This is a genomic window from Acinetobacter sp. Brlt_5, from assembly GCF_051949055.1.
Classification (GTDB): Bacteria; Pseudomonadota; Gammaproteobacteria; order Pseudomonadales; family Moraxellaceae; genus Acinetobacter; species Acinetobacter indicus.
Window position 1 is genome coordinate 16280 of record NZ_JAYJLP010000006.1, and the last position, 14970, is coordinate 31249.

General features: G+C 46.5%; 13 protein-coding genes. 9 read left to right on the plus strand and 4 right to left on the minus strand.

Features of this window, described 5'->3' with window-relative positions:
• Window positions 1-34: 34 nt before the first annotated feature.
• The 4 genes from VF685_RS05520 to VF685_RS05535 all read left to right on the plus strand — a co-directional run bounded on the left by VF685_RS05520 (window position 35) and on the right by VF685_RS05535 (window position 6446).
• On the plus strand, window positions 35-679 hold the full coding sequence (locus tag VF685_RS05520) for a trimeric intracellular cation channel family protein (RefSeq protein ID WP_005181518.1): 645 nt from the start codon (window positions 35-37) through the stop codon (window positions 677-679).
• Window positions 680-823: 144 nt separating this feature from the next.
• Window positions 824-2143, plus strand: coding sequence for a niacin transporter NiaP (gene niaP, locus VF685_RS05525; protein WP_005181520.1), 1320 nt, complete (start codon window positions 824-826; stop codon window positions 2141-2143).
• Between the two features lie 257 nt (window positions 2144-2400).
• Window positions 2401-4620, plus strand: coding sequence for a DNA topoisomerase IV subunit A (gene parC, locus VF685_RS05530; protein WP_075174924.1), 2220 nt, complete (start codon window positions 2401-2403; stop codon window positions 4618-4620).
• A 149-nt stretch (window positions 4621-4769) separates the two neighbouring features.
• The gene (locus tag VF685_RS05535; RefSeq protein WP_104473383.1) at window positions 4770-6446 is read left to right on the plus strand and encodes an AMP-binding protein; all 1677 of its coding nucleotides are present in this window, start codon (window positions 4770-4772) and stop codon (window positions 6444-6446) included.
• Window positions 6447-6482: 36 nt separating this feature from the next.
• On the opposite strand, the gene VF685_RS05540 is transcribed toward VF685_RS05535, so the two are convergent.
• Entirely contained in the window at window positions 6483-6869 is a 387-nt protein-coding gene (locus VF685_RS05540; RefSeq protein ID WP_016659719.1) for a hypothetical protein, read from the minus strand.
• Window positions 6870-6972: 103 nt separating this feature from the next.
• On the opposite strand from VF685_RS05540, the gene VF685_RS05545 reads away from it, so the two are divergent.
• Together VF685_RS05545 and ppa are read left to right on the plus strand one after the other, a co-directional pair.
• Window positions 6973-7374, plus strand: coding sequence for an MAPEG family protein (locus VF685_RS05545; protein ID WP_005181530.1), 402 nt, complete (start codon window positions 6973-6975; stop codon window positions 7372-7374).
• A 117-nt stretch (window positions 7375-7491) separates the two neighbouring features.
• Window positions 7492-8016: an inorganic diphosphatase gene (ppa, locus tag VF685_RS05550; protein WP_016659718.1), complete on the plus strand. Its 525-nt coding sequence runs from the start codon at window positions 7492-7494 to the stop codon at window positions 8014-8016.
• A gap of 104 nt (window positions 8017-8120) precedes the next feature.
• On the opposite strand, the gene VF685_RS05555 is transcribed toward ppa, so the two are convergent.
• Window positions 8121-9482, minus strand: a complete 1362-nt coding sequence (locus VF685_RS05555; protein ID WP_440203583.1) for an OprD family outer membrane porin — start codon at window positions 9480-9482, stop codon at window positions 8121-8123.
• A 759-nt stretch (window positions 9483-10241) separates the two neighbouring features.
• Between VF685_RS05555 and VF685_RS05560 the strand changes: the two genes are divergently transcribed.
• The gene (locus tag VF685_RS05560) at window positions 10242-11003 is read left to right on the plus strand and encodes a TorF family putative porin (protein ID WP_045795372.1); all 762 of its coding nucleotides are present in this window, start codon (window positions 10242-10244) and stop codon (window positions 11001-11003) included.
• Window positions 11004-11076: 73 nt separating this feature from the next.
• On the opposite strand, the gene VF685_RS05565 is transcribed toward VF685_RS05560, so the two are convergent.
• On the minus strand, window positions 11077-12567 hold the full coding sequence (locus VF685_RS05565; RefSeq protein ID WP_440203584.1) for a YifB family Mg chelatase-like AAA ATPase: 1491 nt from the start codon (window positions 12565-12567) through the stop codon (window positions 11077-11079).
• A 72-nt stretch (window positions 12568-12639) separates the two neighbouring features.
• A complete protein-coding gene (locus VF685_RS05570) occupies window positions 12640-12864 on the minus strand; it encodes an accessory factor UbiK family protein (RefSeq protein ID WP_440203585.1) in 225 nt (74 codons plus the stop codon).
• Between the two features lie 276 nt (window positions 12865-13140).
• On the opposite strand from VF685_RS05570, the gene glnK reads away from it, so the two are divergent.
• Window positions 13141-13479 (plus strand): P-II family nitrogen regulator, encoded by a 339-nt coding sequence (gene glnK, locus VF685_RS05575; protein WP_004650081.1) that lies wholly within the window; start codon window positions 13141-13143, stop codon window positions 13477-13479.
• 62 nt (window positions 13480-13541) lie between these two features.
• Window positions 13542-14945 carry an ammonium transporter gene (locus VF685_RS05580; protein ID WP_005181548.1) on the plus strand — a complete coding sequence of 468 codons (1404 nt, stop codon included), beginning with the start codon at window positions 13542-13544 and terminating at the stop codon, window positions 14943-14945.
• The last annotated feature ends 25 nt before the right edge of the window (window positions 14946-14970 follow it).

A 14970-nucleotide genomic window follows, 5' to 3' on the forward strand; every position in this document is an offset into this window, starting at 1 on the left:
CGCATCAATTCCCCTAGTGAAAGAAGGGCAGTTCATGTTGCTGTTGGTCATTTATATTATTGCCATTACTGCAGAAGCAATGACAGGTGCATTGTCGGCAGGACGGCGAAGCATGGACTGGTTCGGGGTGACCCTGATTGCCTGTGTCACCGCACTGGGCGGCGGCTCGGTACGTGATGTATTGCTGGGCCATTATCCTTTAACCTGGGTCAAGCATCCGGAATATCTGGTCCTGACCTGCGCGGCAGCCTTTGTCACCATTTTAATTGCCAAATGGATGCGCCATCTGCGTTCCATCTTCCTGGTGCTGGATGCTTTGGGTCTGATTGGCTTTACCATTATTGGCTGCCAGATTGCGCTGGAAATGGGCCACGGTTTTGTGGTGTCGGCAGTGGCTGGTGTGCTGACCGGCGTCTCGGGCGGGATTCTGCGTGATATTCTGTGTAATGATGTGCCGCTGGTGTTCCGCCGTGAGCTGTATGCCAGTATCTCTTTTGTGTCGGTGATCTGCTATTGGGTCTGTATTGAAATTGGCCTGTCGCTAGAACTAACCGTTATCGCCACGCTGATTTTTGGTTTTACCTTACGTTTAATTGCGATCTATTTTGGTCTGGAAATGCCAAAATTCATTTATAAGGATGATGATGAGCAGTCGGCCTCATCCAAAGATGCCTCCTAGCCACAAATCTCCTATAAATTAAACGGCATGACCGCTATCCAGATAGCGGTCATTGTCTTTAAAATCAAAGCTGATTGCTGTTGTCATAACAATAACCAGGCGCGCCATCCGCGTTTTCCTCTCCACCCTGTCAGAGCGTTTATTATGGATCTAGTTTCTCGTGTACAACGCTTACCGATTGGTAAGTTCCACTATACCTTGCTATGGGTCATCGGACTGGGCTGGATGTTTGATGCCATGGATACCGGTTTAATCTCCTTTATTCTGGCCAAAATGGCGGAAGACTGGCAAATGAGCCCGGCAGAAAAAGGCTGGGTGGTGTCAATTGGTTTTGTTGGCATGGCCATTGGTGCGGTGTTCTCCGGCGGGTTGGCCGACCGGATTGGGCGTAAAACCGTATTTGCCACGACCCTGGTGATTTATAGCCTGGCCACAGCGGCCTGTGCCTTTGCCCCAAATTTAAGCTGGTTACTGTTTTTCCGCTTTATTGTCGGTTTAGGGCTGGGCGGGCAGTTGCCGGTTGCGGTGACTTTGGTCAGTGAATATATTCCGGCGCATGTGCGGGGCCGTTTTATTGTGCTGCTGGAAAGCTTCTGGGGGCTGGGCTGGCTCTGTGCGGCGCTGGTGTCTTATTTTGTGATTCCGACCTTTGACTGGCATATGGCCTTTTTAATTGGTGGCTTACCGGCGCTCTATGCCTGGGTCATCTGGAAAAAAGTACCGGAATCGGTGCCGTATTTGATTAACCGCGGCCGGGTCGAAGAAGCGCACAAACTAGTACAAAGTCTGGAACGCCGCTGCGGTGTCGAGGTGATTGAACAGCTGGAAGTGAAACCGGTGGCCGCCAAACAGAATATTTCTTTTGCCCAGCTGTGGTCGGGGCCATTTGCGCGTCGTACCCTCATGCTGTGGCTGATCTGGTTCGGCATTGTCTATTCCTATTATGGCATTTTTACCTGGCTGCCAAGTCTGCTGGTCAAGGAAGGCTATACTATTGTGCAGTCCTTTGAATATGTGCTGATCATGATTCTGGCGCAGTTGCCGGGTTATATTGCGGCGGCCTGGCTGGTAGAAAAACTTGGCCGCAAAGCCACACTGGCCGGCTTTATTGGGCTGTGTGCGGTATCAGCCTACTTCTTTGGACAGGCCAGCAGCGTCGGCATGATTGTGTTCTGGGGATGCCTGATGTCGTTTTTTAATTTAGGCGCCTGGGGTGTGCTGTATACCTATACGCCGGAACAGTATCCAACCAATATCCGTGCCTTTGGTTCCGGCTGGGCTTCGGCGGTGGGCCGTATGGGCGGTATTGTTGCGCCTTTGGTGGTGACCCAGATGATGGTGATGCACAACGGCTTTAGCTATGTATTTATGATGTTTACCGCGGTGCTGCTGGCCGTGGCACTGGTGATTGTGCTGCTGGGTGAGGAAACCCGCGGCAAGACCCTGGAGTCGATTGGTTTATAAGCAGCCGCTCATACAGACAATGCAAGATGCGCTGGCTATTGTGCCGGCGCATCTTTTTTATTTCTGGAATATGTTTTTCAACGTGCAGTCAGACTTGTGTATTTTTCAGTTGATTGACGCGCCTAAAATGGATATTTTTACGCCATAAGACATAAATTGTCGCAGAGTGTGATCGGCTACCCTTGTGCTGGCCGCGGCTGCGGCATAGCATAAGAACGTCAAAACTATAACGCATTAATTTAGGATTACAGGTTGTTATGACAAGCCTCGCGCATCATGCGACAGAAAACCGTTCCGTAGCAGAATTTACTGAACAAGCATATCTCAGCTATGCCATGTACGTGATTATGGACCGTGCATTGCCTCATATCAGCGATGGCCTGAAACCGGTACAGCGCCGTATCGTCTATGCCATGAGCGAGCTGGGTCTCAAGCCAAGCAGTAAACCAAAAAAATCTGCACGTACGGTCGGTGATGTGCTGGGTAAGTACCATCCGCATGGTGACTTGGCCTGTTATGAAGCCATGGTGTTAATGGCGCAGCCGTTTAGCTATCGTTATCCATTTATTGAAGGGCAGGGCAACTGGGGTTCACCGGATGATCCAAAATCCTTTGCCGCAATGCGTTATACCGAAGCCAAATTATCCGCATATAGTGACCTGTTACTGTCTGAACTCGGTCAGGGCACCTGCGACTGGCAGGACAACTTTGATGGTTCCCTAAAAGAGCCAGTGACCTTGCCGGCACGGGTTCCAAATATCCTGCTCAATGGCACCACCGGCATTGCCGTGGGTATGGCCACCGATATTCCGCCGCACAACTTGCGTGAAATCATTAAAGGCACCATCGCCCTGATCCGTAATCCGAATTTAAGCGATAGCAAGGTTGCAGAATATATTCCTGGCCCGGATTTACCGACCCGGGCTGAAGTAATTACCCCGCCAGATGAACTGTTAAAGATTCAGACCACTGGACGCGGCAGTTATCGCATGCGTGCGGTGTATACCATTGAAAAAAATGAAATTGTTATCAGTGATTTACCGTATCAGGTCTCTGGCTCAAAAGTCATTACCCAGATTGCTGACCAGATGCAGGCCAAAAAGCTACCACTGGTGACCGATGTACGGGATGAGTCGGACCATAAAAATCCGACCCGTCTGGTGATTGTGCTGCGTTCCAACCGGATTGATGCCGATGCAGTGATGAGCCATCTGTTTGCAACCACCGATCTGGAATCAAGCTATCGGGTCAACATGAACATGATTGGTGCCGATGGTCGTCCACAGGTGAAATCGATTCGCCAGATTTTATTGGAATGGATCGAGATTCGTAAACATACCGTCACACGCCGCCTGCAATATCATCTGAACAAGATTGAAAAACGCCTGCATATTCTGGCCGGCTTGCTGATTGCCTATTTAGACATTGATACCGTGATCCGCATTATCCGCGAAGAAGATCATCCCAAAGCAGAGCTGATGGCGCACTTTGGTATTGATGAGATTCAGGCTGAAGCCATTTTGGAACTCAAGTTGCGCCATCTGGCCCGACTGGAAGAAATGGAAATCCGTCGCGAACAGGAAGAACTCGAGGCCAAAGCTGCCACAATTCGTGAACAGTTGGCCAATCCGGAATCATTAAAAAACCTGATTATTACGGAGTTAAAAGACGACGCCAAAAAGTTTGGTGATGACCGCCGTTCACCAATCGTGCAGCGCGCTGAAGCCACTGCCATTAATGAACAGGACATGCTGCCGGCTGATCCGGTAACCGTGGTGCTGTCTGAAGCTGGCTGGATTCGCTGTGCCAAAGGCCATGATGTCGATGCCGAAAACCTGAATTTCCGCGCTGGTGACCAGTATTTAAGTCACGCCCAAGGCAAATCCAACCAGCGTGCCTATGTGCTGGATGACACTGGACGCAGTTATGGTGTGGCCATTAACAGCCTGCCATCGGCGCGTGGTTTGGGTGAACCGCTCAGTTCACGTTTATCACCGGCCAGCGGGGTCGGCTTTAAACAGGTGTTTGTGGCAGAAGATCAGGCTGAAATTCTGGTCATGAGCAGCAAAGGTTATGGCTTTAAAACCCAAGCCAAACAGCTGGATACCAATGCCAAAGCCGGTAAGGCTTTCCTGAGCCTGTCTGAAGGTGCCAGCGTGATGAATCTGCAAACTATTGAGCAGTTCAGTCATGTTGCGCTACTCAGTTCTGCCGGCCGTTTACTGATTGTTGATCTGGCAGAATTACCGGTGCTGAACAAAGGTAAAGGTAATAAATTGATACAACTTGAACCGAAAGATCAGATTGTATCCATGACAATGCTAAATTTAGATGAAATAATTCAAGTGTTTGCAGGACAGCAGCAGTTAAAATTAAAAGGTGATGACTTGCAGAAGTATATCGGTAAGAGAGGAACTAAGGGACAGCTTTTACCACGGGGATATCAAAAAGCAAATAAACTGTTGATTCAGAGATAAGACTAGCGTTGTTTACATAAAATACGTTATATATGAATCGAATTCGTGAAAATGGATCCACTGCTGTACATAAACAAGCCAAAAAATGAAGTGCGGCAGTGTATAAAACAGTTGAATACTAAGGATTACTGATTGGAGAGATTGGCATTATGGAAAAAATTTGGTTTGAAGAATACCGAAAGACAGGGATTCCAGAAACTGTAGAGTTGCCACCGGAGAATACGTCACTGGTTGATATCTTTGAACGTAATTTCCAGAAGTTTGGTTCACGTGATGCCTTTATCTTTATGGATAAAGTGCTGACCTTTGCTGAACTGGAAGAAGCAAGCCGCAAATTTGCAAGCTATTTGCAAGGTCTGGGCTTGGCCAAAGGCACACGTGTTGCAGTGATGATGCCAAACGTTCTTCAATATCCAGTGGTGGCGTTGGGTGTATTCCGTGCCGGTCTGGTGCTGGTGAATGTAAACCCGCTGTATACCTCACGTGAACTTGAGCATCAGTTAAATGACTCTGGCGCAGAAGTGCTGGTGATTATTGAAAACTTCGCTTCTGTATATCAGGCGATTCTAGGTAAAACCCCAGTCAAGCACGTCGTGGTTGCCTCTGTAGGTGACATGCTGGGCACCCTAAAAGGTACGTTGGTGAACTTTGTCTTACGCTCAGTGCGTAAACAGATTCCGGCGTGGGATCTTCCGGGCCATGTCAAGTTCAATGCGGCCATGTCGAAAGCCAATGTCAGCAACTACAAGCGTCCAAACCTGACCCTAAGCGATACGGCAGTACTGCAATATACTGGTGGTACGACAGGGGTATCTAAAGGTGCAGAATTAACGCATCGCAACCTTGTGGCAAACATGCTGCAATGCGATGGTATTTTCCAAAGTAAATTTGGTGCGCAAGATGGTCAGCCAGATGACCGTATTTTCTGTGCATTGCCGCTGTATCACATTTTTGCATTTATGGTGTGCGCGCTTTACGGGATGTATAAAGGTCAGGCAAACGTATTGATTCCAAACCCGCGTGACTTACCTGCGGTAATGAAAGAATTACGCAAATATCAACCAACTTTCTTCCCTGCGGTGAACACCTTATTCAATGCACTTGTGAACAATGAAGAGTTTAAACAGCTTGATCACAGCCGATTGAAAATGGCGATGGGCGGCGGTATGGCTGTATTACCATCTACAGCGGAAGCCTGGAAAAAAGTGACTGGCACCAACATCATTGAGGGTTACGGTTTATCTGAAACTTCACCGGTGGCTACCGCGAACCCGCCAGCGTCTGAAGAATTCAGCGGTACGATTGGTATTCCATTGCCATTAACTGAAGTGGCAATTCTGGATGATGCCGGCAATGAAGTAGCATTGGGCGAGCAGGGTGAAATTTCAATCCGTGGTCCACAAGTCATGAAAGGCTATTGGAACCGTCCAGATGAAACCGACAAAGTGATGATTAATGGTTTCTTCCGTACAGGTGACATTGGTGTTATGGATTCACGAGGCTATGTGAAGATTGTTGACCGTAAGAAAGACATGATTCTGGTATCTGGCTTTAACGTTTATCCTTCTGAAATTGAAGAAGTCGTGGCGAAACATCCAAAAGTACTGGAAGTGGCTGCAATTGGTGTACCAGATGAAAAATCAGGTGAAGTGCCAAAACTGTTCGTTGTGAAGAAAGATCCTTCATTGACGACTGAAGAAGTTCTGGCCTTTGCCAAAGAAAACCTGACCGGTTATAAACGCCCACGTTATGTTGAATTTATGGATGAATTACCGAAATCTAACGTAGGTAAAATCCTGCGTAAAGACCTACGTAAGACTGCATAAATTCTGCAATAAAAAAAGCGCCTAAGGGCGCTTTTTTTAATTCTCTTTTTTCATTAGCCAGCGGTCGAAGTAAGGACGTCCAACCCCCATCACCCCGAGGAAAATAAACATCGAGCCAAACTGACGGCTAAAACCGGAGGAATGGAAGCTGCCATAACTTAAAATATTATCAATCAGGCAATACACCAGAATTACGGTCACCCAGTGCCATAAAGGCAGACGTTTAATTCCCACCGCATACAGGGCCACCCACAGCACCACAAAGGTAAACAGGGTTGACCAGATGTTCAGGTTGGAACAGATGACCGTTAATAAAAAGGCCACAATGGGAATCACAATTTTTAAGGCCCGATCGACTTGCAGCTGATGCTGGCGCTGTTTTTCAAGTACATCGAACATTTCTTTTTGATCAGGATTGACCATCATGAATCCTACACAATGAATAAAAACACCCTATTTAACAAAATTTATGCTTAAAACACCATGCTATGATAAAGTTTTGAAGAATTCCGACGAGAAAAAATAGATGCAAAGTATTAGTGGAATCGTCTATCTGATTCTAATCGCCTGCCTGTTGCCTTATTTATTTGCAGTAATTGCAAAAATGGCTGGCGGCTTTAAATCTGAAGATAATCAAAATCCACGTTCTTTTTTAGCCAATACCACCGGTCTGGCGGCGCGTGCCAATGCTGCCCAGCAAAACAGCTTTGAAAGTTTGCCGCTGTTTATTGCCGCCATTTTACTGGCCGAATATATGGTGATTCCGCAGTTTATTATTATGACCTTTGGCATTGCCTATCTGGTGTTTCGTCTGCTGTACGGGCTGTGTTATCTGGCCAACTGGGCGACGTTGCGCTCGATTATCTGGTTATTATCGTTACTTTGCCCGATCTGTTTATTGCTGCTGGTGATTAAACTGACCGCGTGATTGCACAGCAAAATATCTATTTTTATGTCATGAATGTATAATCGCGAAGTCATTAATAGCCGAAACCCGTTATAATTGACGCGGTTTAAAAAATTTAATTTGTGAAAGAGTGATGCCATGAGCTACAGCAATATCCCAGCGGGTAAAGATGCGCCAAATGATATCTATGTAATCATTGAAATTCCTGCCAATGCAGCGCCAATCAAATACGAAATTGATAAAGATTCTGATGCGTTATTTGTAGACCGTTTCATGGGTACTGCAATGTTCTACCCAGCAAACTACGGTTATGTACCAAATACTTTGTCTGAAGATGGTGACCCATTAGACGTATTGGTGGTAACACCACATCCGGTTGAACCAGGTTCAGTAATTCGTTGCCGCCCGGTCGGTAAATTGAACATGGAAGATGACGGTGGTATTGATGCGAAACTGATCGCGGTACCGCACGACAAATTGACTCCAATTTACAAAGACGTGAAAGAATATACCGATCTTCCACCGTTACTGATTCAACAGGTTGAACACTTCTTTGCCCACTATAAAGATTTAGAGCCAGGCAAATGGGTGAAATTGACCGGTTGGGAAGGCGCAGAGGTTGCCAAAGCTGAAGTATTAAAAGCGATTGAAGCTGCAAAATAATACGGCTTTTCCCCCCCCTCACTGATCTGTCTTGTTTAGTGAGGACGCCATAAAAAAACCTGCACACTGTGCAGGTTTTTTTGATTTAGACCTTCGCTAGGAAATTAGAATAATTTCACTGGGATGTCTAGGAATAAACGCCATTCATTGGTGTCACCAATGTAGCTTCCTTGGTATTCATCACTCGCACGGTAGTAAGAATGACGTACACGTAAGCTGGCATCTTTAGCAAAACCAGATTGAACGGTGTATTTCACCTGGTTAAAGAATTCACGTTCAATCGCGTTATCCACTACGAGTTCACGAGCAACAATAGCTGAGTTTGGATCAGCTGGATTTGCACGTACTGCACGGTTTGCATCAATATCCCAACCATACACAAATGCGCTGGTCCAGTTCAGGCCAGGAACACCGTATTGATCAAAGTTTAAAGAATATTGAAGCTGTACAGATTTCTCATCGTTACCAATGAAATCAGACAGGTAGGAGTTTGGCATATAAATGGTTTGGCCACCATCTGCAACACCCGCACCCAGGTTATAGTCATAACCTGCATTACCTGTATTTTGCTGGTATGCCAACATGATGTTGTGTGGACCAGTGTTATAAGCGGTTGAAATCGCCCAGATCGAGTTCTGGAATTTATCATCAGCCGAGCCAATATAAGAATACAGGCTGCCATTTGCTTCACGATCCCAATCAGTGTGGTAACCGCTAAAATCAAAGGTCAGGCTGCTTTGGTTTGCCAATGGAAGCTTATAGTTAACATTGGCATAGTGACGCTCTAAACGGTCTTTATTGTCTACACCAAAATACGCTGTATTCAGCTGATCATTCACCTGATAACGTGCACCCCACACAATGGCACGATCTAAATCATTTTGATCGGTAGCAATCTGGTCAGAGAACTGGTTTTTGGTAAATTTACCGGCAGTTAATTCCAGGCCATCAATTTCACGGCTCGTGGCTAAAACACCAGTGAAATATTCTGGAACTAAACGCGCCGTGTTGCTGGCCAATACCGGCAGGTCTAGAACTTGGGTACCATAACGTACTTCAGTATTGGAAATACGTGCTTTTACATAAGCGCCGCCACGTGCCCAATGATCATAGGCATCTTTAGTTCCATCGGCATTATCTTGACTATGAGTTGGGATCATTTGGTTACCAGTATGCCCATTTTTACCGAGTTTAAATGAAGCATCCCCAATAATCCCTGCACCAAAACCAATTACACCTTTAGTAAAGCCTGAATCTAAATTGACAATTGCTGTTTGGGCAGCAGAACTGGTGTCATTAGTGAGACCATCTTTTTTATCACGATGTAAAAAACCTGTACGGAATAAAACCGAACCGTTTGCGTCTTCTACAAAGCCTTTAGCTTCGCTTTGCTCGCTAGCAACAGCTGTAGAAATTAAAGCAGCTTGTACCAGGACTGCTAATGTTAATTTTTTCGCGTTTAGCATTGGGAGAGAGCCTCATCCAGAATGTTATGTTTCAATTTGTTTAAAAAGAACCCAGAAACCGGAAGAATTTTATAGGGAATTTGTAAAAAAGATACCGTTTTATCCATTTTTCTTTGAGAAAAATGCAAACGCTAGCGTATACAGTTTCAATCCTTGCTCTTGTAAAACACCCTTCCTGGGTCATATTGCAGAAAATTTGCTTCTCAAAACAGGAAGGCAATTTTCGCGCTTTAATGTACTGTGTTTATACTTTTTATTCAAAAAATAATTTGTGATTATGCGGTTTTAGATAGTGTGAAGATGTGGAAAATTTGGCACTTTACAGGGAGTAAAACGTACATACAAGATTTATCTCGCTGAATTTTTTATGCATTTCGTTGAAGCTATGATCAGAACATCCTCGTGAATCAGTGCATTCTAGTAGAATACAAGATTGCACTTTTTTTAAGCAGTAAAAAGGCTTTTGCATGATTAAGCGACTCAAAATAGCGCATGATGTAAGCAAATATAAATGATCTGGTTTATCTCCCAACGCAGCGAAAGGATCAGCACATCAGTGGGATTGAAAAAGTATCATGCTGTTCTTAAGTTTTTATCTGATATTAAAAGTTTATATAAAATAATAGGTTGAAACTAGTTAAAAGAAAATTGAAATTATTTTTTTTGAACAGATGCCAGTGTTGGCATAGGGATTGCTATCTCCTGTGTGAGTGAAACAAATACACAAAAGCATTGAAATATGCAGCAGGGGATCAAACAATGAAATTTTCTATCAAAACACTTTCACTGGCGCTTGTTGCCGTAACTGCCAGCTTCAGCGTGGCTGCAGCAGAAGACACTTCGGCATCTGCTTTATCGTTTAGCGGTACTGCAGCGCTGACTTCAGATTACCGTTATCGTGGTCTGACCCAAACCTTTAATGATCCTGCAGTACAGGCCGGTTTCGCGCTGTCACATGCATCTGGTGTATATGCCGGGGTGTGGGGCTCGAATGTCGATTTCGGCGGTACGGCCCATTTAGAGCTGGACCCATATATCGGTTATGCCACAACCTTAGATGGATTTGCGAGCAAGCCATTACTGGATGTGGGCTTATGGTACTACGCTTATCCAAGTGAAAGTGATTTAAACTGGTTAGAAGCCTATGCAAAACTTGGCTTTAATGATGTGCTGGTCAAAGATGCCAGCTTGCTCACCGCAGTGAACTACAGCAATGACTTTTTAGGCGCAGATTTAGATGCCTGGTATTTCAATGCTACCTATAGCGTGCCTTTTGGTGCGACCGGTTTTGGTGGAGTGGCGGCTTTAGGCTATACCGTGGCAGATGAAGAGATTTTTGGTGATGATGACAGCTATGTGGACTGGAAATTGGGCGTAACTTATGCCTTTGCCGGTGTTGAAGGCTTAACTGCAGAACTGGCTGCAGTGGGTTCAGATATTGACTATGGTCCAGGAACACCCGATGCGGTTGAGCGTGGCGTAGAAACAGGTGCAGTCGTGACATTGACCAAGGCATTCTAATTTAAGGCTTCACATTGAAAAAATAGCCCATTTGAAATGGGCTATTTTTTTAGCTTGTTTTTAATGATGCGTTTTATGGGCTGGACTGCGCCCGATAAGACAGCGCTTCCGATAAATGAGCAGTTTGAATCTCGCTACTTTCGGCCAAATCGGCAATACTGCGCGCCACTCTTAAGACCCGATGATAGGCGCGAGCCGACAGGTTTAAGCGCTGCTGGGCCAGATCCATTATGTTCTGTGCTGGTGTGGCTAAGGCAGCAAACTGTTCCAGCTGTTTTGGACTTAAGTTCATATTCAGCATACCTTGGCGTTGCATTTGCCGTTCATAGGCCTGAATCACCCGCTGGCGAACCGTATCTGAGTTTTCCACCGCAGTTTTATCATGTAACTCATGGGCCTGTAATGGTGGTACATCAATATGCAAATCAATCCGGTCCAGGAGTGGGCCAGAAATCCGGTTCTGGTAGCGTTTAATACTTTCTGCGGAACATTGGCAGCGAATATCCTGATTAAACGCATAGCCACACGGGCAGGGGTTCATCGCGGCAATCAGCTGGAAACTGGCCGGAAAGGTAATCTGCCGCAATGCCCGGGAAATTACAATTTCCTTGGATTCCAAGGGCTGCCGCAATACTTCCAGCACTTTACGGTCAAACTCCGGCAGTTCATCTAAAAACAGCACACCTAAATGGGCCAGGGTAATTTCGCCCGGTTTTGGATGTGAGCCACCACCGACCAGCGCAATCGCTGAAGCGGTATGATGCGGGGCGCGAAATGGCCGCTGTCCAAAGCGATGCGGGGTATTGGCAATTGAATAAATACTGGCAACTTCAAGATTTTCCTGCATATTCAGGGGCGGCAAAATACTGGCCAGACGTGAGGCCAAGAGAGTCTTGCCTGTACCGGGTGGACCTTTAAAGAGCAAGGAATGGCCACCGGCAGCGGCAATTTCCAGGGCACGCCGAGGTCGCAGCTGTCCTTTGACATCCGCCAGGTCAAAAGCATAGCGCTCCAAGCGGGTTTCCGAGCTTGCTGCAAATGGCTGTAGGGGCGCAGCCTGCGCCAGATGCTCACAGACCTGTTTCAGATGACTGGCTGCAAACACCTGAAAGTCAGGCAGTTGTGCGGCTTCCTGCGCATTGAGTTCCGGTAATACCAGTTGATGGCCAGCCGCCTTACAGGCAATGGCAATACTTAAAGTCCCGGTGACCGGACGTAACTGGCCATCCAGCGCCAGTTCACCAATAAATTCCAGGTTTTCTGCGGCCTGTTCGGGCAATTGTCCGGAAGCAATCAAAATGCCTAAGGCAATCGGTAAATCCAGACGTGAGCCATCTTTGGGTAAATCGGCCGGGGCCAGATTAATGGTCAAACGTTTGGTGGGAAACTGAAAACCACTGTTAATAATGGCCGAGCGAACCCGGTCTTTACTTTCACGGACCGCGGCTTCGGCCAGACCGACAATGGTTAAGGAGGGCAGACCCTGACTTAAATGGACTTCAACTTCAATGGACGGGGCATTCAGTCCAAGCAGACCCCGCGTATAAATTTTGGCAAAAGACATTGTTGTTATGTTCCGTTTTGGTGCGTTATTTTTGGTCGTTATGCGTCTTTTGTTGCACTAAGAAGGTGCTTATTATTTGTTCAAAATCTTTTGTTCGAGTACTTCTACCTGCTGTAGCAGTTCATTTAAACGAAGATTGGCATTATTCAGTGCAGTGCGCTGACGGTCCAGCTCTTCTTTGGACACCAGATCCATTTTGCTGACGGCTTCGTTTAGCAGGGCACGCAGGTTATGTTCTAAATCTTTTTTCGGTTGATCGACCTGTTCTAAGATGGCCTGTAATAAGGTTTCTATCATAATAAATTCCATTCCAGTGGACTGAAAAGCGCAGTGTAGCATTGCTCTGGCCCAGACTATAGTGTTTCAGATGAAATATGGTTTTATTCGATGCCGGAGATCGTAAATCTCTACAGAAAAATGTTTATTTTTTGAAGATTGGTGCATGAGAAAGGTATAAAATAAGATATAAATAAATCACATGCCGTAACTTCTAATTTCCCCCGACCTTAGGAGTTTTGGCATGAAATTTGAACATAAAACCTTACTGGTGAAATAAGCCGAAGGAAAACACACATGAAGCTCGTAACTGCAATTGTAAAACCCTTTAAATTAGATGACGTGCGTGAAGCACTGTCAGAAATTGGTGTTCAAGGGATCACTGTCACTGAAGTCAAAGGCTTCGGTCGTCAGAAAGGTCATACTGAACTGTATCGTGGCGCAGAATATGTTGTTGATTTTCTACCAAAAGTGAAAATCGAAATCGCCATTAGTGATGAGATGGTGGATTCAGTGATTGAATCAATCACCCGTGTAGCAAGCACCGGCAAAATCGGTGACGGTAAAATTTTTGTGACGAATCTGGAACAGGTCATCCGTATTCGTACAGGTGAAACAGGTGCAGATGCTGTTTAAGCGATTGGCACGAAGTTTGCTGAGTACCTAATAACTCACAAAAACTAGGTTGGGGGATACGAATGAAAAAAATGCTACTTGCGCTCGGCTTGTCCGGCGCGCTTTTGGGTGGTTCTGTTACTTGGGCTGAAGAAGCCGTAACAGCGCCAACTCCTTCAGAACAAATCACAGTAAATGATACTGTGGAACCTGCGCTTATTGAATCAAGCGATATCATCACTACAGAAACTGCTTTGCCTGAAGTGGTAGCGGCTGAAGAAGAAGCTGTGTTAGACACTGGTGATACCGCCTGGATTCTGGTCTCAACAGCACTTGTCCTACTTATGACCATTCCGGGCTTGGCCCTGTTCTATGGCGGTATGGTGCGCAAGAAAAACGTCCTCAGCACCATGGCGCACAGTTTTGTTGCGGCCGCAGTGGTCAGTCTGGTCTGGGTAATTATTGGCTATACCCTGGCCTTTGGTGAAGGTAATGCCTTTATTGGCAGCCTGGACAAGTTCATGCTGGCCGGTATTACCACCGATGCCTTAAGTGGCACCATTCCTGAAATCCTGTTCGTGATCTTCCAGATGACCTTTGCGATTATTACCGTGGCGATTATCAGCGGTTCGATTGCAGAGAGGATGAAATTTGGGGCCTTTGTTGCGTTCATTGCCATCTGGGTGGTGGTGGTCTATGCACCTATTACCCACTGGGTCTGGGGTGGCGGCTGGTTAGGCAATGATGGCGCGCTGGATTTCGCTGGTGGTACCGTGGTACACATTAACTCTGGTGTGGCTGGTCTGGTGGCTGCCTATATGCTGGGCAAACGTATGGGCTTGGGCCGTGAATCGATGGCACCGCACAACCTGACCTTAACTGTGGTGGGTGCAAGCTTGCTGTGGGTAGGCTGGTTTGGTTTCAATGGTGGTTCTGCGCTGGGCGCCAATGGTTCAGCAGGTTATGCTTTAGTGGTGACTCAAGTTGCCGCAGCTGCAGCCGCACTGGCCTGGTTAGTGACTGAAAAAGTGGTCCGTGGTAAAGCCTCTGTATTAGGCGGTGCTTCAGGTGCTGTGGCCGGTCTGGTGGTCATTACCCCGGCAGCAGGTTTTGTCACCGTCGGTGGTGCCTTAGCCATGGGGCTGATTGGTGGCGTGGTCTGCTTCTGGGGGATTACTGCACTGAAACGTGCCCTGAAAGCCGATGACTCTTTAGATGCCTTTGGCCTGCATGGCGTGGGTGGTATTGTAGGTGCAATTTTAACCGCCTTCTTTGCCAGCGAATTCATTATGGGCGATGCGGCACCTGCCAGCCTGATGGGTCAGCTGTGGGTGCAAGTGGAAGGTGTGATTGCCACCATTGTGTACTCTGCAGTATTAACCTTCATCATCCTGAAAGTGATTGATCTGGTAATTGGTATCCGTGTTGAATCTGATGATGAACGCATGGGTCTGGATTTAAGCCAGCATGGTGAACGGGTTGAATAATCTTTCAGCAGCATAATCAATATAT

Bases quoted from the DNA above. Each gene is read 5' to 3' on its own strand.
- VF685_RS05555 (WP_440203583.1), bottom strand. From the start codon at position 9,482: ATGCTAAACGCGAAAAAATTAACATTAGCAGTCCTGGTACAAGCTGCT.
- VF685_RS05560 (WP_045795372.1), top strand. From the start codon at position 10,242: ATGAAATTTTCTATCAAAACACTTTCACTGGCGCTTGTTGCCGTAACT.
- ppa (WP_016659718.1), top strand. From the start codon at position 7,492: ATGAGCTACAGCAATATCCCAGCGGGTAAAGATGCGCCAAATGATATC.
- VF685_RS05580 (WP_005181548.1), top strand. From the start codon at position 13,542: ATGAAAAAAATGCTACTTGCGCTCGGCTTGTCCGGCGCGCTTTTGGGT.
- VF685_RS05535 (WP_104473383.1), top strand. From the start codon at position 4,770: ATGGAAAAAATTTGGTTTGAAGAATACCGAAAGACAGGGATTCCAGAA.
- niaP (WP_005181520.1), top strand. From the start codon at position 824: ATGGATCTAGTTTCTCGTGTACAACGCTTACCGATTGGTAAGTTCCAC.
- glnK (WP_004650081.1), top strand. From the start codon at position 13,141: ATGAAGCTCGTAACTGCAATTGTAAAACCCTTTAAATTAGATGACGTG.
- VF685_RS05570 (WP_440203585.1), bottom strand. From the start codon at position 12,864: ATGATAGAAACCTTATTACAGGCCATCTTAGAACAGGTCGATCAACCG.
- parC (WP_075174924.1), top strand. From the start codon at position 2,401: ATGACAAGCCTCGCGCATCATGCGACAGAAAACCGTTCCGTAGCAGAA.
- VF685_RS05520 (WP_005181518.1), top strand. From the start codon at position 35: ATGTTGCTGTTGGTCATTTATATTATTGCCATTACTGCAGAAGCAATG.
- VF685_RS05545 (WP_005181530.1), top strand. From the start codon at position 6,973: ATGCAAAGTATTAGTGGAATCGTCTATCTGATTCTAATCGCCTGCCTG.
- VF685_RS05540 (WP_016659719.1), bottom strand. From the start codon at position 6,869: ATGGTCAATCCTGATCAAAAAGAAATGTTCGATGTACTTGAAAAACAG.
- VF685_RS05565 (WP_440203584.1), bottom strand. From the start codon at position 12,567: ATGTCTTTTGCCAAAATTTATACGCGGGGTCTGCTTGGACTGAATGCC.